Here is an 18679-nt window from a genome sequence, read left to right on the forward strand (position 1 = left end):
TTGCGGGGGCGGGTCTCGCGCGGTCGTCCAGGTTGTCTCAGGCGGCCGCGCCGCCTAGCGTCCGTCAGGTGACCGACACCGTGGTGAAGACCGCCCTGGGCCTGGTCCGGGGGCGGGAAGAGGACGGCGTCGCCGCCTTCAAGGGGATCCCGTTCGCCGCCGCTCCCGAAGGGCCGCTGCGCTTCCAACCGCCGGCCCGGCCGGCGGCGTGGGACGGCGTGCGCGACGCCTCCGCGTTCGGGCCCGCGCCGCCGCAGGCGCCGCCCGCGCCGGGCGTCCCGCCGATCTGGCGGCCCGGCGACGGGATGGACTGCCTGACGCTGAACGTCTGGACCCCCGACCTGGGCGCCGGCCGCCTGCCCGTCATGGTGTGGATCCACGGCGGCATGTGGAAGACGGGCTCGTCGAGCATGCCGCACTTCGACGCCGCGACCCTCGCCCGCTCGGGGGTCGTGGTGGTGACGTTCAACTACCGGGTCGGCTTCGAGGGCTTCGGCCACCTGCCCGGCGTGCTGGACAACCGGGGCCTGCGCGATCAGATCGCCGCGCTGGAATGGGTACGGCGCGACATCGCGGCGTTCGGCGGCGACCCCGGCAACGTGACCGTCGTCGGCCATTCGGCGGGCGCCGCCTCGGTGGCCCTGCTGATGGCCGCGCCGGCCGCCAAGGACCTGTTCGGGCGCGCGATCGCGCAGAGCGTCCCGGACGGCTACCGCGACGTCGCCGACGCCGAGCGGGTGACGGGGACGCTCGCCGCCGCGGCGGGCGTGCGCGCGAGCCTGGAGGGCTTCGCGGCGCTGCCGCCCGAGGCGATCCTCGCCGTGCAGGACGCGCCGCTGACCGGACCGCAGGCAGGGATGAGCGCGTTCGGGCCCGTCGTCGACGGTGACCTGGTCACCGGGCCGCCGTGGGAGGCGATGCGGGAGGGCGCGGGCAGGGAGGTCGACCTGATCTGCGGGTTCACCCACGAGGAGTACAGGGGGATCGCGCCGGGCTTCGATCCGTCGGGCGTCGACCTGGCGGCGGTGGCGGCGGCGATCGGGCTCGGCCAGGACGCGGCGGACGCCTATCGCGCCGCCCATCCAGGACGCGGCGACGCGGACCTGTTCGTCGTCATGATGTCGGACGCGCTGGTCCGGATGCCGACCACCAGAGTGGCCGAGGCGCACGCGCGCGCGGGCGGCAGGACCTGGCTGTACGACTTCGCGTGGCAGGGGGCCGTCGTGGGAGCCGGTCACGGTGTCGACGTGCCGTTCGTCTTCGGCGACGGCGGCAGCAGGTACGCGGCCCGGCTGCTGGGCTCCCCGGTTCCGGACGGCTTCGCCGCGCTGTCCGAGCGGATCCGTACGGCGTGGGCCGCCTTCGCGACCTCGGGCGATCCAGGCTGGCCGCGTTTCGACCTCGAGCACCGCCGTACCAGGATCTGGGACACCACGCCCCGCGACGAGGACTACCCGCTGGCCGGCTCCTACCGCGTCTGGGAGCGGCGGGGCGGCTGAGAGCGCGCTCCGCGCGTCAGGTCAGCACCGCGCCGACGATGACGATGAGCAGCAGCACGGCGAGCACGGTCGGAAGAAGCCAGAAACGAGGACGGTCCACGCGGTGCAGCCTAACCCCGGTCATCGGGTGCGAGAGCCCAATGTCCGAGTGACTCGTACCTCACCGACGCGCCCAGGTGGCTGCGGACCAGGTGGACCGAGTCGGCCGACCAGCTCGACCCCTCGAACGACGACAGCGCCTCCACCAGGGGGCGCAGGTCGGTGGGGTGCTTGGCGCGGGCGATCGTCAGATGGGGGCGGAAGGGCTTGTCGTCGGTCTGCGCGGCTCCGGCCCGCCGTCCCGCGGCGCTCGCGGAGGCGGCCAGCCGTACCAGAGGGTCGCCGGCGAGGCCCAGCCAGAGCACGCGCTTGGAGAACGCGCCCGCGCCGGTGAAGGCCAGGCGTTTGGCGGGGTGGCGGGCGGCGGCGCGGGCCAGCCGTTCCTCCAGGTCGGGAAGGACATGTTCGGGTACCTCGCCGTAGAAGGCGAGCGTGAGGTGCCAGGTGGCCCTGTCGGGCCAGCGGACGCCCTCCACCAGCCCCGTGACGGGCGTCAGCGCGGCGGCCACCTCGTCGAGGATGTCGGGCGGGGGGACGATCGCGGCGAACAGTCTCACACGACCGATTGTCCCGCCCGCGGTCGCGGACCGGCGGGCGGGGGCTCAGGTCATGCCGGGCGGGTACCGCGGGCGGCGATCACGCGGTGGCCAGCGCCGGGCGGGTACCGCGGGCGGCGATCACGCGGTGGCGAGCGCCGGGCGGGTACGGCGCGCGGCGATCACGCGGTGGCCAGCGCCGGGCGGGTACGGCGGGCGCCGATCGCGCGGGTGAGCATGATGGCCAGACCGGTTCCCGCGAGCGTGAGCACGCCGCCGATCATGACGCCGACCCGCGGTCCGCCCAGGTCGGCGATCCAGCCGATCAGGGGCGCGCCGATCGGGGCGCCGCCGGTGAAGACCAGCACGTAGATGCCCATGACCCGGCCGCGCATGTCGGGCGAGGTCGACATCTGGACCAGCGAGTTGGCCGCGGTGTTGACGGTGATCAGCGCGATGCCCGTGGGGGCCAGCAGCAGGAGGTAGACCGGGTAGAACGGGGCCAGGCCCACCACCACCTGGAACAGCCCGAACCCGATGGCGCCCGCGATGAGCAGCTTGCGCGTCGGTCGGGCACGGCGGGCCGCCAGCAGGGCGCCGCCGAGCGCGCCGATGGCGAAGGCGCTGGAGGCCACGCCGAACGACGAGGCTCCCTGGCCGAAGACCTGGCGGGCCATGAGCGCGATCGACATCGAGAACGACTGGGTGAACATCGCCATGAACGCGATCACCAGGATCGGCAGCAGCAGCTCCGAGCGCTCGACGACGTAGCGCAGGCCCTCGCGCAGCTGGCCCTTCGCCCTCGGGACGAGCTCGGCTGGGTTCAGCTCCGCCTTGCGCATGAGCAGCAGGCTCGAGATGACGCCGCCGAAGGTCAGCGCGTTCAGCAGGAAGATCGGGCCTGTGCCGATGGCGTACATGAGCACGCCCGCGACCGCGGGGCCGACCACGCGCGCCAGGTTGAAGATCGAGGCGTTCAGCGCGATCGCGTTGGGCAGGTCGTCACGGCCGACCATCTCGACCACGAACGCCTGCCGGGTCGGCACCTCCACGCAGGAGATCACGCCGAGCAGGAAGGCCATCGTGTAGACGTGCCAGACCTGGGCCGAGCCGGTGACGGTGAGGACGCCCATCGTCAGCGCCAGCGTCGCCATCAGTGACTGGGCGACCAGCAGGACGGGGCGCTTGGGGTAGCGGTCGGCGAGGACGCCGCCGAACAGGCCGAACATGAGCTGCGGGAGGAACTGCAGCGCGGTCGTGGTGCCGAGGGCCGCCGCGCTGCCGTGAGTGAGGTCGAGCACCAGCCAGTCCTGGGCGGTGCGCTGCATCCAGGTGCCGACGTTGGAGACGACACCACCGGCCGCGAACAGCCGGTAGTTGTGAACCCTGAGAGACCGGAACATTCCGGTCCTGGGTTCGTCAGGCTCTATATCTTGCTGAGCTTCTCCAGAATCGGTGCCGCTTGGCGGAGCACCGCCCGCTCCTCGGGTGTCAGCTCCTTCAAGCGCTGCGTCAGCCACGCTTCCTTCAGCCGGCGCTCCTCCTTCAGCAGCGCCTTGGCGGAGTCGGTCACCGCCACGGTCACCTGCCGCCGGTCGGTCGGGTGCGGTGAGCGCGCGACCAATCCGCGCTCCTCGAGCATGGCGATCACCCGTGTCATCGAGGGCGGTTGCACCTTCTCGAGCTCGGCCAATTCGCCGGGGGTTATCCCTGAATGCCGTTCCACGGCGGCGAGCGTCGCGAACTGCGTGGGTGTCAGGGTGTGTGCCGCCGCCTGTCGTCGAAGTCTTCTGGTCAGCCGCGCCAGCGACACGCGCAGGGCTGATGCCAGGCCCGCGTCGCTGCGCAGGTCCGTCTTGCGAGGGGGATTCGTTAGCACGTCTCATTACCTTTGCTAACTATATGGACTGCCACGCTATTCCCTCCAGCTGTTTCCGTCTCACCCATCGATACAGTGGGCCGTGCACTTCTTATTCTGGGTCGCGGCGGCCGTGGTTTCGGCATGGGAGCCGGCCGTCCACGCCCTCTCGGCGGAGTCGGTTCCACCTCTGCTGCCGACCCTCTTCCTCGTGGCGCTCGCGTTGCTCGCCGTCCGCGCCGACGGTACGCGACATCGGACACTGGCACTGGCGGGTATCGCGGGCACGCTGTCCGTTCCCGCATTGTCGGTCCTCGCCTACGAGTACGGCAGGCCGATGCTCTTCGAAGGCGCCTCAGGGCCCGTCGCGACGGCGGCATGCGTGGTGCTCGTGGCGGCGGCCGACCTGGTGAAGCGGCGGCGGCCGGCGCCGCCGTACCTGCTGCCAACAACCGCGGTGGCCGTTCCCTTCCTCGTCGCCGAGGCCGACCTGCGGTTCGGCGGCCTGGCCTGGTTCTCGCTGCCGGACTGGCTCGCGATCGAGCTGCTGTTCGGATCAGGTGTGCTCAGCGCCCTGGTCCTTCTGGCCGTCGCGACGCGGCGGCTCTGGGTGCGCGCGGTCACCGTCGGCGCGCTGGCCGTCGGCGCCGTCGCCGGCGTCTCAGCGGCCCTCCTCCCGCTCTCGTACGGCTACGAGGCCCGCCAGGCGGCGATTGCCGAGAAGCGCGTCGTCGTCAAGGAGTCGGGCGAGGGCGTCATCCCTTCCGGCGAGATCTGGCAGTACCCCGCGGAGGGCGGCGGGGTGGTGATCGCTGACGTCCGTACCGAGAGCGAGCTGCCACCCCTGGAGCACATCGAGGCGGAGGGCCGGATGTCGCCCTTCTGGTACACCGGCGCCTATCTCGCCGCCGCGGCGATCGTGATGCTCGGCCGAGCTCGGCCGGCCCCAGGGGTGGAGGCGGCCGAGCCGGTCACTGACGTCACACGCCCAGCAGGCTCCTGATCGGGCCGAGCGCGAAGTACACCACGAACAGCCCCGCGACCACCCACAGCAGCGGGTGGACGTCGCGGCCCTTGCCCTTGACCGCCTGGATCAGCACGTAGCTGACGAAGCCCGCGCCGATGCCGTTGGAGATCGAATAGGTGAACGGCATGAGCACGATCGTCAGGAACGCCGGGATCGCGATGTCGAAGTCGTGCCAGTCGATCTCCCTGACCGCGGTCATCATCATGAAGCCGACCACGACGAGCGCGGGCGCGGCGGCCTCGTACGGCACGACGACGACCAGCGGCGCGACCAGGATCGACAGCAGGAACAGCACGCCGGTGACCACGCCGGCCAGGCCGGTCCTCGCGCCTTCCGCCACGCCCGAGGCCGACTCGATGTAGGTGGTGTTCGACGAGACCGAGCCCGCGCCGCCCGCGGCCGCGCCGATGGAGTCGACCAGCAGGATCTCGCGGGTACGCGGCAGCTGCCCGTCCTCGCCGACCAGCCCCGCCTGGCGGCCGACGCCCACGATGGTGCCCATCGTGTCGAAGAAGTCGGTGACGAGCAGGGTGAAGACGAACAGGATCGCCAGGATCACCGACACCCGGCTGAACGCGCCGAACGGGTCGAACTCGGTGAACAGCGTGAGCGGGTTGTGGAATCCGAAGACGTCCTTGGGCATGGTCGGCACGTTGAGCTGCCAGCCCGAGGGGTTCTCCTTAGAGGCGGCGCCGGTCTTGGTCAGCGCCTCGACGATCATCGCGAGCACGGTGGTGCCGACGATGCCGATGAGGATGGCGCCCTTCACCTTGCGCGCCACGAGCACCGCCGTGGCCAGCAGGCCGAGGATGAAGACGAACAGCGGCCACGAGGTCAGCGCGCCCGAGATGCCCATCTCCAGCGGAGGTCCGGCGGCGACGCGGCGCACGAAACCGGCGTCCACGAAGCCGATCAGCGCGATGAACAGGCCGATGCCGACGCTGATCGCGGTCTTCAACGGGACGGGGATGGCGTTGAACACGGCCACGCGGAACCCGGTCAGCACGAGGATGCCGATGATGACACCTTCGAGGAAGACCAGTCCCATCGCCTCTTCCCACGACATCTGGGAGGCGATGCCGTACGTCACGAAGGCGTTGAGACCGAGGCCCGCCGCCATCGCGAACGGCACCCTGCCGACCACGCCCATGAGGATCGACAGCAGGCCCGCGACGAACGCGGTGCCCGAGGCGACCAGCGGCACGTTGGCGACCAGGCCGTCGCCGATGAACTGGCCGTCGGCGTCCTTGACGGTCGCGATGATGATCGGGTTGAGGACGACGATGTAGGCCATCGTGAAGAACGTGGCCAAGCCGCCGCGCACCTCGCGGGACAGGGTCGAGCCCCGTTCGGTGATGGAGAAGAATCGGTCAAGCCCGGACGATGGAGGGGTAATGGTGTCTTTCACGCGCGAAGAGTGGCAGGGCTTGCCACCTGCGAAAAGACCTTGCGACCTTATCGAGACGGATTTGCTGCCATATCGCGCGAAATGGCACGTCGACTAGGCTGGCTGGCGTGAAGCAGGCATGGCGTCCGGATCCTGAGCCGCTCGAGACCAACGACCGGGCCGCGGTGCTCGGCGGAACCGCGCTCTGGGCGGTCGGGTTGGTCGTGCTGCTGATCGCGCGACCCGGGCCCGACCACGCGTGGTGGATCTGGACCTGCGCGACGGGGATCGTGTTCGGCGGCTTCGGCTACTGGTTCGTCGGCCGGAGGAGCCGCAAACGGCTTCCGGCCGACGAGGCTCCCGTCGAACCCCCGATCTAGCGCGTCACCAGGCGTAGTCCTCGGGCGCGGTCTTGTGGCCGGGGAAGATCTCGTCGAGGCGGGCCAGCGCCTTCTCGTCGAGCGTGATCTCCAGCGTGCGCATGGCGCCTTCGAGCTGCTCCATCGTGCGCGGGCCGATGATCGGTGAGACCACCGCGGGCCTGGTCAGCAGCCAGGCGAGACCGACGTGCGCGGGGTCCTCGCCGAGCTCGTCGCAGAACGCCTCGTACTGCTCGATCTTGTCGCGGTGCTTGTCCAGCTGCTTGACCATGTTCTCGGAGGCCGAGCGGCCCTTGTCGATCTTGCGCAGCACGCCGCCGAGCAGGCCGCCCGCCAGCGGGCTCCACGGGATGACGCCGAGACCGTAGTCCTCGCACGCGGGCAGCACCTCCAGCTCGACCGCGCGGGTGAGCAGGTTGTAGTGGCTCTGCTCGCTGACCAGCCCGAACGTGTTGCGCTTCGCGGCCGTCTCCTGCGCCTTGGCGATGTGCCATCCGGCGTAGTTCGACGAGCCGGCGTAAATGATCTTCCCTTGCGCCCGGAGGACCTCGATCGCCTCCCAGAACTCGTCGAACGGGGTCTCCCTGCCGATGTGGTGCGCCTGGAAGATGTCGATGTAGTCGGTCTGGAGACGCTTGAGCGACGCGTCACAGGCCCTGCGGATGTGCAGGGCGGACTGCATGCCCTCGTTCGGCCACTCGCCCATCTTGCCGTGGAACTTCGTGGCGATGACCGTACGCTCCCTGCGCCCGCCGCCCTGGGCGAACCACCGGCCGACGATGTTCTCGGTGACGCCTTCGCCGGTCTTCCAGCCGTACACGTCGGCGGTGTCGAAGAAGTTGAGACCGAGTTCGTGGGCCCTGTCCATGATCGCGAAGGAGTCTTCCTCCGTCGTCAGCGGGCCGAAGTTCATCGTGCCGAGACAGAGCGGGCTGACCTTGAGGCCACTGCGTCCAAGGTTCACGTATTCCATGACATCCACCCTAAGAACCTGGAGTCCACTCCAGGCCAGCCCTCCACCCGGTTCTCCGCGTTTTCAGGCCGGCCTCGGCTGGGCGCTCTCCGCGGGCTCGGGCCCTTCGTCGCCCCGCACCGCGACGACCCCGCGGCCGCGATCCCCGTCCTGCGCGACGCCCGCTGGCTGGCCCTCCTCATCGGTACGGCAGGCGCGATCGTCGTGGCCACCGCTCCCGCCATCGCCGTCGTCTGGCCTTCCTCTGCTCGTCGCTCATCGGCGCCGCCGTGGCGAGCCACGCGCTGCGCGGGGCGCTCGGACGGCCGGTCGGCAGGGGACGGCCGGGTTCCTGATGCTGCCCGCGCTCGCGGTGGCCCAGGCGGCGGTGCCGGAGATCGCCCGCGCCTGCGGGGGGCCGGGCAGACGGCGTGTCGCCCGCGTGGCACTGGTCCTCGCCTCCTGCGGGGCGTCGGCCGGCGCGCTCCTGGTGCCGGCCTGCGACGGTCCGCTGATCACCTTGTTCACCGGCGACGAGGCGGTACGCGGTCAGGTGTCCGCCGTACTGGTGATCACGCTCGCGTCGACGCTGGTGGAGGCGGCGTCCGCGGTGATGGGCTTCGCGCTGACCGCGATGAAGAGGTCCGGCCTGAGCCTGGGCTCGCTCGCGGTCGGCTGGAGCCTGCTGGCCGTCGCGGCAGGGCCCGTCGTGGAAGCGTGGGGCCTGGCGGGACTGTGGACGGCCATGCTGGCCAACAACGTCCTCCTGGCGACCCTGCAGGGGTGCGGATTCCTGTCGGTCACGGGTGATGGGCCTGCCGTCGAGTGACGCTCGCGCTCACTCGCCGGGGCCGTTCCTCCCCTCCGCCGGGCATTCTCCCGGCACTGCGCTCACGTGGTGATGGTCATCGCTGGGGCATGATGGGCGGATGGGGGAAGTCCTGGTTCGCACGTTTGCTGGGCTCGTGGTGGCGATCGTGCTGCCGGTGGCTCCTACCTTCGCCATCTCGGCGCACGCCGCCTCGACGCGGGCCGGTTCGGCCTCGGAGGGCGCTGTTCCCGCGCGGGGTGGGCCCTCGGCGGACCCCGCGGAGGCCGAACGGGAGAAGATCGAGTTCAAGATCTCCGACCCGAGGATCACCGAGTCGAGCGGGCTGGCGCTGTCGCCGACCCGGGACGGCATCGTCTACACCCACAACGACAGCGACGCCGGGCCGATCTTCTACGCGCTCGGCGCCGACGGGAAGACCAGGGCGACCTTCACCCTGCGCGGAGCGCAGGCGCGGGACTGGGAGGCGATGGCGGCCGTCAAGGATCCCGCGACGGGACGGGGGGTGCTGTGGTTCGCCGACATCGGCGACAACTTCGACGGCGCGTGGCCGGACATCTCGATCTACAAGGTGGCGGAGCCCTCCACGCTGCGGGACGCGACGCTGCCCGCGGTGCGTTACCGCTTCAAGTACGAGGACGGCGGGCACAACGCCGAAGGCATCATGGTCAACCCCAAGACCGGCCGGCTGTTCGTGGTGACCAAGCAGTTCGCGGGGGCGATCTACGAGGCGCCCAGGCGGTTGCGCACGGACAGGACCAACATCCTGCGCAGGGTGGGCTCCGCGCCGATCATGGCGACGGACGCCGCCTACGCGCCTGACGGGTCAAGCTTCGTCATCCGCACCTACTTCTCCGCGACGGTGTTCAGCGGGTTCGACGAGCAGCTGGCGAAGGTGTCGATGCCCGCGCTCGACCAGGCGGAGTCGATCGCGTACACCAGGGACGGCAAGGCGCTGCTGACGGGGAGCGAGGGGGCCGACAGCCCGGTCTACCGGGTGCCGCTGCCCGCCAAGGCGCTGCCCTCGTCGTCGGCCCGCCCCGATGAGGCGTCGGCGTCGGAGGAGGCATCCGCGCCCGACGAGGCATCCGCGTCCAAGGGGACGACGTCGTCCGGGCAGTCCTCCTCGGACAGGGAGGTCGCGGCGGACGCGGAGAAGGCGGACGCCGCCGGAGGGATCAGCGGGCGGGACGTCCTGTTGTGGCTGGCGGTGGCGGTGGGGGCGACCGGGGTGATCACGGTCATCGCGAGAAGAACGCGCTGAGTCCGGATGCTCAGATCCGTCTGAGTAGCAGCGCGCAAGCGATCATCAAGTGGTTCCGGCATTGTTCTCGGCATGCACGTGAACTGTCCTGATTGTGGGCTTCTCATTGCCCAGCCCGTGGCCGCTTGTCCTCGGTGCGCGTTGCCGCTGGCAGGGCCGGTGGCGGTGGAGCTCTGGCAGGTCGACGGGGCGCTGGCGGGGCTGAGGGCGCGCGAGACCGAGCTGAGGGGCCGGCGGGAGCACCTGCTCTCGCTCCTGCGCGCCGACCGGGCCCGGTTCGCGGGGCAGGCGATGCGGGAGGGCGTGGCCTCGACCCCTCATGGCGGCGCGGACGGGCGAGAGGCTCCTGAAGGGCCTGCGGGCGGTACTCCCATGCCCTCGGAGGCGGGGACCGCCCGGCTGCCGGGATCCACCGCGTTCCCGGGTCCTGAGGGGTCCGCCCCGCTCCCGGGTCCGGCGGGGGCCGGAGCGCTGTCGGGACCGGCGGGGGCCGCAGGGCACCGGGGGTTTCCAGGGGCCGCAGGACACCCAGGGTTTCCGGGGGCCGCGGGGGTCGCGGGAGCCGACGGGGCGGGCGGCCGGATGGGCGGTGGCACAGCCGGCGGGGCGAGCGGGGCCGGGCGAGGCGAGGTGTCGAGGAGGACGGCGCAGAACGTGCTGCTCGTCCTCGGCGGCCTGATGCTGGCCGTGGCCGCGATCGTGTTCACGGTCGTGAGCTGGGGGCACCTCGGGATCGGCGGCAGGGCCGCGATCCTGGCGGGCCTGACGGGGGTGACGCTGGCCGTACCGGCGCTGCTGCTCCGGCGGGGGCTCAACGCGACCGCGGAGACCATCGGCGTGCTCGGGCTGGCGTTGATGCTGCTCGACGGGTACGCGGCGCGCAGGGTCGGCCTGGCCGGCGCCCTGGACGGATGGGACTACACGGCGGCCACGCTCGTGGTGGTGGCCGCGGCCGCCGCCATCTACGGCAGGGTGTCGCCGCTGAAGGTGCCGATGCCGCTGGCGGTCGTGCTCGTGCAGGCGCCGCTGCCTTTGCTGTCAGTCGGGGAGGGGCACGGCTGGCCGAGCGCCGCGCTGGCCGCCACGGCGGCGGTGGACGCTGCCATCTGGACCCTCGCTTCGCGCGCCAGGGGAGTGCGCGTGACGGCGACGGTGTGTCTGGCGGCCACCTGGACGATCGCGTTGCTGTGGGCGGGACTCGCCTCGTTCACCTTCGACGGGGCGTGGCACGCGGGTGCACTGGTCGCGCTGGCCGTGGTCGGCGGGTACGTCGCGTTCAGGTCGGCGGACGAGACGGGCAGGAACGTCGCGGCCGCCGGGTCGGCGACAGCGCTGGTCGCCGCGGCGGGCGCGTTCGTGTTCGGGCTGCTGCCCGAGGACTGGCGGGTGGTGCCGTACACGGTGGCCGCGCTGGCGGTCACGGCCCTGGCCGGCCGGCTTCCGGTACGGCTGCGCACGCCGTACGCCTACGCGGGGGCGGGTCTCGCGCTGGCCAGCGGCGTCGCCGTGGTGCCGCAGGCGCTGATCGCCATGCTGGACGCGCCCGTGCTGGCCGAGGAGTTCTGGACCGACGGGACGCTCGTCATGCTGCGCGCGGCTCCCGTCGTTCTGGCCCTGCTGGCGACCCTGCCGCTGATCATGGGCAGGGCGCGGTGGGCGGTCGCGGTGTTCGCGGTGGCGGCGGCGCTGGTGGCGCCGGTGGCCTACGGGCTGCCGTACACCGTGACGGTCGGCGTCCTGCTGGCCGTGGCGTTGGGGTGCACGTTGGCCGTGGTGCGGTTCGGGGCCGCGCCCTGGGCGTGGCCGGCGGGCGTCTCGGGCGGATTCGCGGTGCTGTGGGCGCTGGATCAGCGGCCGGTGGCGTACGCGGTGCTGGGCGCGTTGCTGGTGGCGTGGGGCGCGCTGTACCGGAGGCCGGCGGCGCTGGTGGGGGCGTCCCTCGCGGGGGCGGGACTGGTGTGGGTGGCGCTGGACGGGCTCGGCGTGTTCGCCAGGGACGCGGCGGCGACCGGGATCGCGGCGGGCGCGGCGCTGGCGCTGCTCGGCTGGTACGGCACGCGCGCCCCCGGGATGGCGGGGAGCGCCTCCGGGATGGCGGGGAGCGCCTCCGGGATGGCGGGGAGCGCCTCCGGGACGGCGGGGAGCGCCTCCGGGACGGCAGGGAACGTCGCGGGGATGGCGGGGAGCGCCTCCGGGGCAGCAGGGAGCGGCTCCGGGGTCGGGGGAAGCGGCTTCGGCGGCTCGTGGGCGGCGGCGGCCGGGCGGGTGACGGCGACCGTGATGGCGGTCGTGGCGCTGCTGGTCGAAGGGGACGTGCTGGTGGGGACGCTGAGGGCGTACCTGGGAGCGTTCATGACGTGGAGCGGCGCGCCGGCGTTCACGGGGAGCAGGCCGCTGGCGCTGGTGGTGCTGGGTGTGGCGGGGGCGGCGCTCGCGTTGGCGACCAGACCGGCCTTCGCGGTGGCGGCGGGCGCGGTCGTGGTGGCGGCGGTGCCGGTGGCGGTGCGGCTGCCGTACCCGGTGGTACTGGTGATGCTGGTCGTGGCGGCGGCGCTCGCGGCGGGGACAGCGGCCGCAGGGCGCGGGGGCGCGGTGACCCGGTGGGCGAGCACGGGGGCGGCGCTGTGGCTGGGGTCGTTGGCGCTCGGCTGGGCCCTGGCGGTGGAGACGGCGACGTTGGCGGTGCTGCCCGCGCTGGCGGCCGTCGCGGCGCTCACGGGCCTCCTCTGGGCGGCGCGACCGGAGCCCGCGATCGGCGGGTCTCCTGGAGCGGAGGCGGGCGCGCACGCTCCGGGAGAGGAGCGGCTCGGGGGCCCGGGCGTCGGGAGTGGCACGGGCGCGGCGCGGTTTGGGGGCCCGGGCGTCGGGAGTGGCACGGGCGCGGCGCGGTTTGGGGGCCCGGGCGTCGGGAGTGGCGCGGGTGCGGCGCGGGAGGCGCGGTTCCGGTGGATGGCGCTGGCGGGCGTGCTGGTGGCGTGCGAGGTGGTCGCGGTGGCGGCGTCGTACGGCGTGCGGGCCGTGGAGGCGTACACGCTGCCATTCGCGGTGCTGCTGCTGGCCGCCGGATGGTGGCGGGCGCGGGGGAAGGAGCTGTCGTCGTGGCCGGTGTACGCCCCTGGCCTGGCGTTGGCGTTCGGGCCGAGCCTGGTGCAGGAGGCCACGCCGCTCAGGGCGCTGCTCCTCGGGGCGGCCGCGCTGGTCGTGACGCTGGCGGGCGCCAGGTGGAGGCTGCAGGCGCCGACCGTCATGGGCGGCGTCACGGTGGCGATCGTGGCGGTGCGGGAGCTGGCGCCGTGGATCGCCGACCTGTTCGGCGTGGTGCCGAGGTGGGTGCCGATGGCGCTCGGCGGCCTGCTGCTCGTGGTGGTGGGCGCGACCTACGAGGCGCGCAAGCGCGACATGCGCAGGCTCAGGGACGCTGTCGCAAGGTTGCGGTGAAGCCGTCGCCGCGCAGGGCCCGCTCGACGACCTCGATGGAGCGGGCCAGACGGACCAGGCGCGGACCTTCCTGGCGGTAGACGTCGAGCACCGCCTCGACGGCGTGGGGCGGGAGGTGACTCTTGAGTTCGAGGGCCGCACCCCGGTATCCCGCTCTGGCGGCCTCGATGGCCGATCTGACGTGGTGGTGCGCCATCCTGGCCAAGGCTATGGGGTGGCGCCGCAATACGTCGTAGGCCCGGTAGTCGGGGGGGACGGCGTCGAGCAACCAGGCCACGGCCGAGGTCTCCCAGTCCGGAACGCTGGGTGGACGGACCTCGGGCGGCCACTCCGGCGGGAGATACATGCGTTAATCGTACTCAGGTTCGATTCGTGTTGCATGCACTGCTGTCCCGACAGGGTCGGTGACGGTCACCGTCACCTCGTCGGTCGCCTTCGCGTACACCACGGGAACGAACGCCGAGGGTCTGAACGACGGGTTCCAGGCTGACGACCGGACCGGCGGCGACGGGCCCCGTCCGATCGTGCGGATCGGACGGGATCTCGCCGCTTCGCGGACCTGGAGCAGCCACTCCGGCGGGAGGCCGGTGGCCGAGCTTGTCCAGGGGACGGGACCGGTCGCCGACCTCGGGTGCGGTCACGGCCACGTGACGGCACGCCTGCACGCGTTGGGGCTGAGCGTTCTCGGGGTCGACCTGTCGCCGCGGATGGTCGCGCTGGCGCGGCGGGCGCATCCGGGCCTGCGCTTCGACCAGGGCTCGATGACGGCGCTAAACCTGCCGGAGGCCGCCCTCGGCGGCATCGTGGCCCTGCACTCGATCATCCACATCCCGCAGGAGCGACTGCCGGAGGTGTTCGCCGAGTTCTCTCGGGTGCTGGCTCCGGGTGGTCACGTGCTGCTGTCGTTCCAGGTCGGTGATGAGCGGGTGCGCAGGACGGAGGCGTTCGGTCACGCCATCTCGCTCGACCACTACCTGCGGTCACCGGACCGGGTCGCCGAGTTCCTGGGCGGGGCGGGGTTCGTCGAAGTGGCCCGGCTGGTGCGCGAGCGCGACGAGAAGAACGAGCGGATCCAGCCGGCCTACCTCGTGGCTCGCAAACCGGCCCAGTGATGCGCGATCTTATCGTCACACGTTCGATGGAGCGGGGATACATCCGGGCGCTAGCTTCCAGGCCATGCGCGTGTTGGTGACGGGTGCGTCCGGCTTCATCGGTTCCCACGCGGTCGCCGCGTTGCGGGAGGCGGGCCACGAATGCCTCCTTCTGGTGAGAAATCCGGAAAAGGCGAAGAAGGTGTTCAAGGTCCCCGGTGTCCTCTACGAGGCGGACATCAGGGACGCGGAAGCCGTACGCAATGCTCTGGAGCAGTGTGACGCCGTCCTGCACGCGGCCGCGGACATGGGCCTGACGGGACACGACGTCGACCTGCACGGCGCGAACGTCCGCGGCCTGAAGAACGTGCTCGCGCAGGCCGTGGACCTGGGCCTGGACCCGGTCGTGCACGTTTCCACCGTCGCGGTGTTCGTGCCGCCGACCGAGCCGGTCATCACCGTGGACAGCCCGCTGGCCAAGCCGCGCAACGCGTACGGCATGAGCAAGCTGTACGGCGAGCGCTACGCCAGAGACCTCGAAGGCGTGACGATCGTCTACCCCGGTGGCGTCGTCGGCCCGGGCCAGCCCACGCTCGACGCGCTCAACGAGGGCTTCAGGGCGGGGCTGCGGCAGGGCTGGCCGATCGTGCCGGGCGGGGTGAGCGTGCTCGACGTGCGCGATCTGGCCGTCGCTCTCGCCCGGTGTTTCACCCCCGGCAAGGGCGCCCGCCGCTATCTTCTAGGCGGGCACTTCCTGACCTGGGAGCAGGTGGCGGCGGTCTGCGAGGACGTCACGGGACGCAGGGTGCGGCGCTTCAGGGTGCCCGGCGCCCTCTTCCGGTCGCTGGGCTCCGCGCTCGACGTGCTGAAACGTGTCGTCCCCTTCGACTACCCGCTGACCCGCGACGCCGCCGACTTCATGCTGACGCTGGTCCCCACCGACGACGTCCCGACGCTGCGCGACCTGGGGATCGCACTGAGACCTGTGGAGGAAACCATCGAGGACACCGTGAGGTGGCTCATCGCCGAAGGACACTTGACCTTATGACAGAGCGGATCGGCGTCATCGGAGCGGGCATCGTCGGCTTGGCCGTCGCCCGGGAGCTCGCGCGCACCCGGGGCGCCGAGGTGACCGTCCTCGAAGGGGAGACCAGGGTCGGCGCCCACCAGACGGGGCACAACAGCGGGGTCGTGCACGCGGGCATCTACTACCCGCCCGGCTCGCTCAAGGCGACCCTGTGCAGGGAGGGCGTGGCTCTGCTGCGCGAGTACTGCGCCGAGCACGGCCTGCCGTACGAGGAGGTGGGCAAGCTGGTGGTCGCCTCCACCGCGGCCGAGCGGCCCGCGCTGCGGGCGCTCGCCGAGCGGGCGAGGGCCAACGGGGTGCCGGGAATCGCCGAGCTCGACGCGCTCGGCCTGCGGGAGGTCGAGCCGCACGCCGTCGGCGTGGCCGCCGTCCACTCGCCGCACACCGCGATCGCCGACTTCCCCGCCGTGGCGCGCAGGCTGGCGCGCGACGTGGCCGAGCTGGGCGGCTCGGTACGGCTGGCCCACCCGGTCAAGGCGATCCGCGAGGGCGCGAGCAAGGTGGAGGTGCTGGCGGGACGCAGGAGGTTCGCCTTCGACAGCCTCGTGGCCTGCGCGGGCCTCGGCACGGACGCCGTCGCCAGGATGGCGGGCGAGCGGGGCGAGGTGCGGATCGTGCCGTTCAAGGGCGAGTACTACGCGCTGGCCGGATCGGCGAAGGACCTCGTGCGCGGCCTGATCTACCCGGTTCCCGACCCGCGCTATCCCTTCCTCGGCGTTCACCTGACCAGGCGGATCGACGGCGAGGTGCTGGTCGGGCCCAACGCGGTGCTCGGCGACGTGCGAGCCCTGCTGACTTGGGAGGGCACCAGGAGGCTCGCCCGCAGGCACTGGCGCACCGGCCTCAGGGAGCTGTACGGCTCGGCGGTCAAGGGCGCGTTCGTCAGGGCCGCCAGGCGCTATGTCCCCTCGATCGGCTCCGCGGACCTCGAACCCACCGAGGGTGGCGTGCGGGCCCAGGCGGTGGCCCGCGACGGCGGCATGGTCGACGACTTCGTGATCGACCTTCATGGCCGTATCGCGCTGGTGCGCAACGCGCCCTCGCCCGCCGCCACTTCCAGCCTCGCGATAGCTAGGCATATCGCGGGGATTGTCCCAGCACTCGCCCATTAAGGGCATTCTTAGATGTGATGGCCACTATGGATGCTGTGGAAGCACGCCTGCTGATCGTCGAGGACGAGCCGAACATCCTCGAGCTACTCGCCGCGAGCCTGAGGTTCGCGGGTTTCGAGGTGTCCACCGCGAAGAGCGGGCTCGACGCGGTCACCGCCGTGCTGCGTCACCGCCCCGACCTCGTCGTGCTCGACGTGATGCTGCCGGACCTGGACGGTTTCGAGGTCGTGCGGCGGCTGCGCAGCAGCGGGCAGGGCACGCCGGTGGTGTTCCTCACCGCTCGTGACGAGACCGAGGACAAGATCCGCGGGCTGACGATCGGCGGCGACGACTACGTCACCAAGCCGTTCAGCCTGGAGGAGGTGGTGGCCAGGATCCGCGCGGTGCTCCGCCGTACCTCGGGAGATCCGCAGGCGCCGCCGCCCCGGCTGACCTTCGCCGACATCGAGCTGGACGAGGAGAGCCACGAGGTGTGGAGAGGCGGCAGGCCCGTGTCGCTGTCGCCGACGGAGTTCAAGCTCCTGCGCTACCTCATGGCGAACTCGGGCAGGGTGCTGTCGAAGCCGCAGATCCTCGACCATGTCTGGGACTACGACTTCAGGGGCGAGGTGGGCATCGTCGAGTCGTACGTGTCCGTGCTCCGGCGCAAGATCGACAACAAGGAGCCGCGGCTCATCCACACGCTGCGCGGCGTGGGCTACGTCCTGCGCAGCCCTCCCGAGCAATGACCCTCCGGATCAAGCTCATCGCCGCGACTCTCCTGTTGCTGGCGTTCGGGCTCACGTTCATCGGCGTGCTCAGCGTCTCGGTCCTGCACAACTACCTCATCGACCGGGTGGACACGCAGATCTCCGTGGTGGCGGCCAGGGCGCTCATCCGGGTCCAGCACAAGGGCGCTCCAGGGCTGAGGAACCTCGTCCTGGAGCCTGACGCGATCGTCAAGGCGGGCGGTCCGTGGGTCAGCGGACTCGACGCCGACCACCGGCCGCCACCCGTCGTGCCCGTGCCCCCGCCCGTCGTGCCCAGGACCGTCCCCGCGGCCTCGGGCGACGGGGAGTGGCGCGTGCAGCAGGTGCGCGGGCCGCAGAACGCCACCGTACTGATCGCCATGGACCTGGAGGAGGTCACGCAGATCACCCGCAGGCTGGCCCTCATCGAGCTGCTCGGCGGCGGCGGCATCATGCTGATCCTGACCGTCGTGGGCATCACGACTGTGCGCAAGAGCATGCGCCCGCTGGCCCAGATCGAGCGTACGGCGGAGGCCATCGCGGGCGGCGAGCTCGGCAGGAGGGTGCCGGACGGCGACCCCCGCACCGAGGTGGGGCGGCTGGCCCGCGCGCTCAACGGCATGCTCGCCCAGATCGAGGCGGCGTTCGCGGCGCGGACCGCGTCGGAGAACGCGGCCAGCAGGTCGGAGGAGCGGATGCGGCGCTTCGTCGCCGACGCCGCGCACGAGCTGCGCACGCCGCTGACCACGATCCGCGGCTTCGCCGAGTACGCCAGGCAGAACCCGGAGGCCGACCCCGCCGAGATGCTCGGCCGCGTCGAGCGGGCGGCGGGCAGGATGAGCCTGCTGGTCGACGACCTGCTGCTGCTGGCCAGGGTGGACCAGCAGCGTCCGCTGCAGATGCGGCCCGTCGACATGCTCGCGCTGGCCGCCGACGCCGTCCACGACGCCCGCATCCTGGCTCCCGAGCGCGGCATCTCGCTGGAGGTCGTCGGCGGCGCCGCCCTCATCGTCTCCGGCGACGAGGTACGGCTGCGCCAGGTCGTCGGCAACCTCATGTCGAACGCGCTCACGCACACGCCCCCGGACACCCCCGTCACGATCAGGGTCGGCGCGACCGGCGACACGGTGTTCCTCGAAGTGGTCGACAAGGGTCCGGGGCTCACCCCCGAACAGGCCGAAAGGGTCTTCGAGCGGTTCTACCGCGCGGACTCCGCCCGCGCCCGCAGGTCGGAGGACGACAGGGGCAGCGGCCTCGGCCTGGCGATCGTCGAGGCGCTCATGGAGGCGCACGGCGGAAGCGTGGTCGTGCGCAGCGTGCCGGGTGACGGCGCGACGTTCCGGGTCGAACTCCCACTCGCTCCTGAGTAACCCTTCAGCTTTTCCTCAGGCT

Annotated in this window: 17 protein-coding genes; 11 read left to right on the forward strand and 6 right to left on the reverse strand. The window is 71.9% G+C overall.

Annotated features, from left to right (window positions below; all coding sequences use genetic code 11):
• The first annotated feature begins 68 nt into the window (after positions 1–68).
• Positions 69–1499: a carboxylesterase/lipase family protein gene (locus AC3EO4_RS21805; protein WP_431897386.1), complete on the forward strand. Its 1431-nt coding sequence runs from the start codon at positions 69–71 to the stop codon at positions 1497–1499.
• Positions 1500–1609: 110 nt separating this feature from the next.
• Here AC3EO4_RS21805 and thpR read toward each other — a convergent pair whose 3' ends face one another.
• From thpR to AC3EO4_RS21820, 3 genes are all read right to left on the reverse strand, one after another.
• The gene (gene thpR, locus AC3EO4_RS21810) at positions 1610–2155 is read right to left on the reverse strand and encodes an RNA 2',3'-cyclic phosphodiesterase (protein ID WP_379581257.1); all 546 of its coding nucleotides are present in this window, start codon (positions 2153–2155) and stop codon (positions 1610–1612) included.
• Between the two features lie 161 nt (positions 2156–2316).
• A complete protein-coding gene (locus tag AC3EO4_RS21815; protein WP_379581258.1) occupies positions 2317–3537 on the reverse strand; it encodes an MFS transporter in 1221 nt (406 codons plus the stop codon).
• 23 nt (positions 3538–3560) lie between these two features.
• Positions 3561–3953 carry a MarR family winged helix-turn-helix transcriptional regulator gene (locus tag AC3EO4_RS21820; RefSeq protein WP_379581477.1) on the reverse strand — a complete coding sequence of 131 codons (393 nt, stop codon included), beginning with the start codon at positions 3951–3953 and terminating at the stop codon, positions 3561–3563.
• A 142-nt stretch (positions 3954–4095) separates the two neighbouring features.
• Between AC3EO4_RS21820 and AC3EO4_RS21825 the strand changes: the two genes are divergently transcribed.
• On the forward strand, positions 4096–4995 hold the full coding sequence (locus AC3EO4_RS21825; protein ID WP_431897388.1) for a hypothetical protein: 900 nt from the start codon (positions 4096–4098) through the stop codon (positions 4993–4995).
• On the opposite strand, the gene AC3EO4_RS21830 is transcribed toward AC3EO4_RS21825, so the two are convergent.
• Entirely contained in the window at positions 4973–6427 is a 1455-nt protein-coding gene (locus tag AC3EO4_RS21830) for an NCS2 family permease (RefSeq protein ID WP_379581260.1), read from the reverse strand. The genes AC3EO4_RS21825 and AC3EO4_RS21830 overlap by 23 nt on opposite strands.
• Before the next feature lie 107 nt (positions 6428–6534).
• Between AC3EO4_RS21830 and AC3EO4_RS21835 the strand changes: the two genes are divergently transcribed.
• Complete coding sequence (locus tag AC3EO4_RS21835) at positions 6535–6786, forward strand: DUF2530 domain-containing protein (protein WP_379581261.1); 252 nt, start codon at positions 6535–6537, stop codon at positions 6784–6786.
• Positions 6787–6790: 4 nt separating this feature from the next.
• On the opposite strand, the gene AC3EO4_RS21840 is transcribed toward AC3EO4_RS21835, so the two are convergent.
• Positions 6791–7759: an aldo/keto reductase gene (locus tag AC3EO4_RS21840; protein WP_379581262.1), complete on the reverse strand. Its 969-nt coding sequence runs from the start codon at positions 7757–7759 to the stop codon at positions 6791–6793.
• Between the two features lie 334 nt (positions 7760–8093).
• Here AC3EO4_RS21840 and AC3EO4_RS21845 point away from each other — a divergent pair, with 334 nt between their 5' ends.
• From AC3EO4_RS21845 to AC3EO4_RS21855, 3 genes are all read left to right on the forward strand, one after another.
• On the forward strand, positions 8094–8567 hold the full coding sequence (locus tag AC3EO4_RS21845) for a hypothetical protein (protein WP_431897389.1): 474 nt from the start codon (positions 8094–8096) through the stop codon (positions 8565–8567).
• A 100-nt stretch (positions 8568–8667) separates the two neighbouring features.
• A complete protein-coding gene (locus tag AC3EO4_RS21850) occupies positions 8668–9831 on the forward strand; it encodes a hypothetical protein (protein WP_431897391.1) in 1164 nt (387 codons plus the stop codon).
• A 159-nt stretch (positions 9832–9990) separates the two neighbouring features.
• The gene (locus tag AC3EO4_RS21855; RefSeq protein ID WP_431897393.1) at positions 9991–13269 is read left to right on the forward strand and encodes an SCO7613 C-terminal domain-containing membrane protein; all 3279 of its coding nucleotides are present in this window, start codon (positions 9991–9993) and stop codon (positions 13267–13269) included.
• Here AC3EO4_RS21855 and AC3EO4_RS21860 read toward each other — a convergent pair.
• On the reverse strand, positions 13241–13615 hold the full coding sequence (locus AC3EO4_RS21860) for a hypothetical protein (protein ID WP_379581266.1): 375 nt from the start codon (positions 13613–13615) through the stop codon (positions 13241–13243). The genes AC3EO4_RS21855 and AC3EO4_RS21860 overlap by 29 nt on opposite strands.
• Positions 13616–13673: 58 nt before the next feature.
• On the opposite strand from AC3EO4_RS21860, the gene AC3EO4_RS21865 reads away from it, so the two are divergent.
• The 5 genes from AC3EO4_RS21865 (at position 13674) to AC3EO4_RS21885 (ending at position 18657) form a co-directional block, all read left to right on the forward strand.
• Positions 13674–14381, forward strand: coding sequence for a class I SAM-dependent DNA methyltransferase (locus AC3EO4_RS21865; protein ID WP_431897395.1), 708 nt, complete (start codon positions 13674–13676; stop codon positions 14379–14381).
• Between the two features lie 64 nt (positions 14382–14445).
• On the forward strand, positions 14446–15408 hold the full coding sequence (locus AC3EO4_RS21870) for an NAD-dependent epimerase/dehydratase family protein (RefSeq protein WP_431897396.1): 963 nt from the start codon (positions 14446–14448) through the stop codon (positions 15406–15408).
• On the forward strand, positions 15405–16559 hold the full coding sequence (gene lhgO / locus AC3EO4_RS21875) for an L-2-hydroxyglutarate oxidase (RefSeq protein WP_431897398.1): 1155 nt from the start codon (positions 15405–15407) through the stop codon (positions 16557–16559). The genes AC3EO4_RS21870 and lhgO overlap by 4 nt, the downstream gene beginning before the upstream one ends.
• A gap of 26 nt (positions 16560–16585) precedes the next feature.
• Positions 16586–17287 carry a response regulator transcription factor gene (locus AC3EO4_RS21880; protein WP_379581270.1) on the forward strand — a complete coding sequence of 234 codons (702 nt, stop codon included), beginning with the start codon at positions 16586–16588 and terminating at the stop codon, positions 17285–17287.
• Complete coding sequence (locus AC3EO4_RS21885) at positions 17284–18657, forward strand: sensor histidine kinase (RefSeq protein WP_379581271.1); 1374 nt, start codon at positions 17284–17286, stop codon at positions 18655–18657. Before AC3EO4_RS21880 ends, AC3EO4_RS21885 begins: the two co-directional genes overlap by 4 nt.
• Positions 18658–18679: the final 22 nt, after the last annotated feature.

The sequence above is a fragment of the Nonomuraea sp. bgisy101 genome (genome assembly GCF_057708945.1).

Excerpts from the sequence above, each read along its gene's own strand:
- AC3EO4_RS21880 (WP_379581270.1), top strand. The coding sequence starts at position 16,586 with ATGGATGCTGTGGAAGCACGCCTGCTGATCGTCGAGGACGAGCCGAAC.
- AC3EO4_RS21860 (WP_379581266.1), bottom strand. The coding sequence starts at position 13,615 with ATGTATCTCCCGCCGGAGTGGCCGCCCGAGGTCCGTCCACCCAGCGTT.
- AC3EO4_RS21870 (WP_431897396.1), top strand. The coding sequence starts at position 14,446 with ATGCGCGTGTTGGTGACGGGTGCGTCCGGCTTCATCGGTTCCCACGCG.
- AC3EO4_RS21845 (WP_431897389.1), top strand. The coding sequence starts at position 8,094 with ATGCTGCCCGCGCTCGCGGTGGCCCAGGCGGCGGTGCCGGAGATCGCC.
- AC3EO4_RS21840 (WP_379581262.1), bottom strand. The coding sequence starts at position 7,759 with ATGGAATACGTGAACCTTGGACGCAGTGGCCTCAAGGTCAGCCCGCTC.
- AC3EO4_RS21815 (WP_379581258.1), bottom strand. The coding sequence starts at position 3,537 with ATGTTCCGGTCTCTCAGGGTTCACAACTACCGGCTGTTCGCGGCCGGT.
- AC3EO4_RS21850 (WP_431897391.1), top strand. The coding sequence starts at position 8,668 with ATGGGGGAAGTCCTGGTTCGCACGTTTGCTGGGCTCGTGGTGGCGATC.
- lhgO (WP_431897398.1), top strand. The coding sequence starts at position 15,405 with ATGACAGAGCGGATCGGCGTCATCGGAGCGGGCATCGTCGGCTTGGCC.
- AC3EO4_RS21885 (WP_379581271.1), top strand. The coding sequence starts at position 17,284 with ATGACCCTCCGGATCAAGCTCATCGCCGCGACTCTCCTGTTGCTGGCG.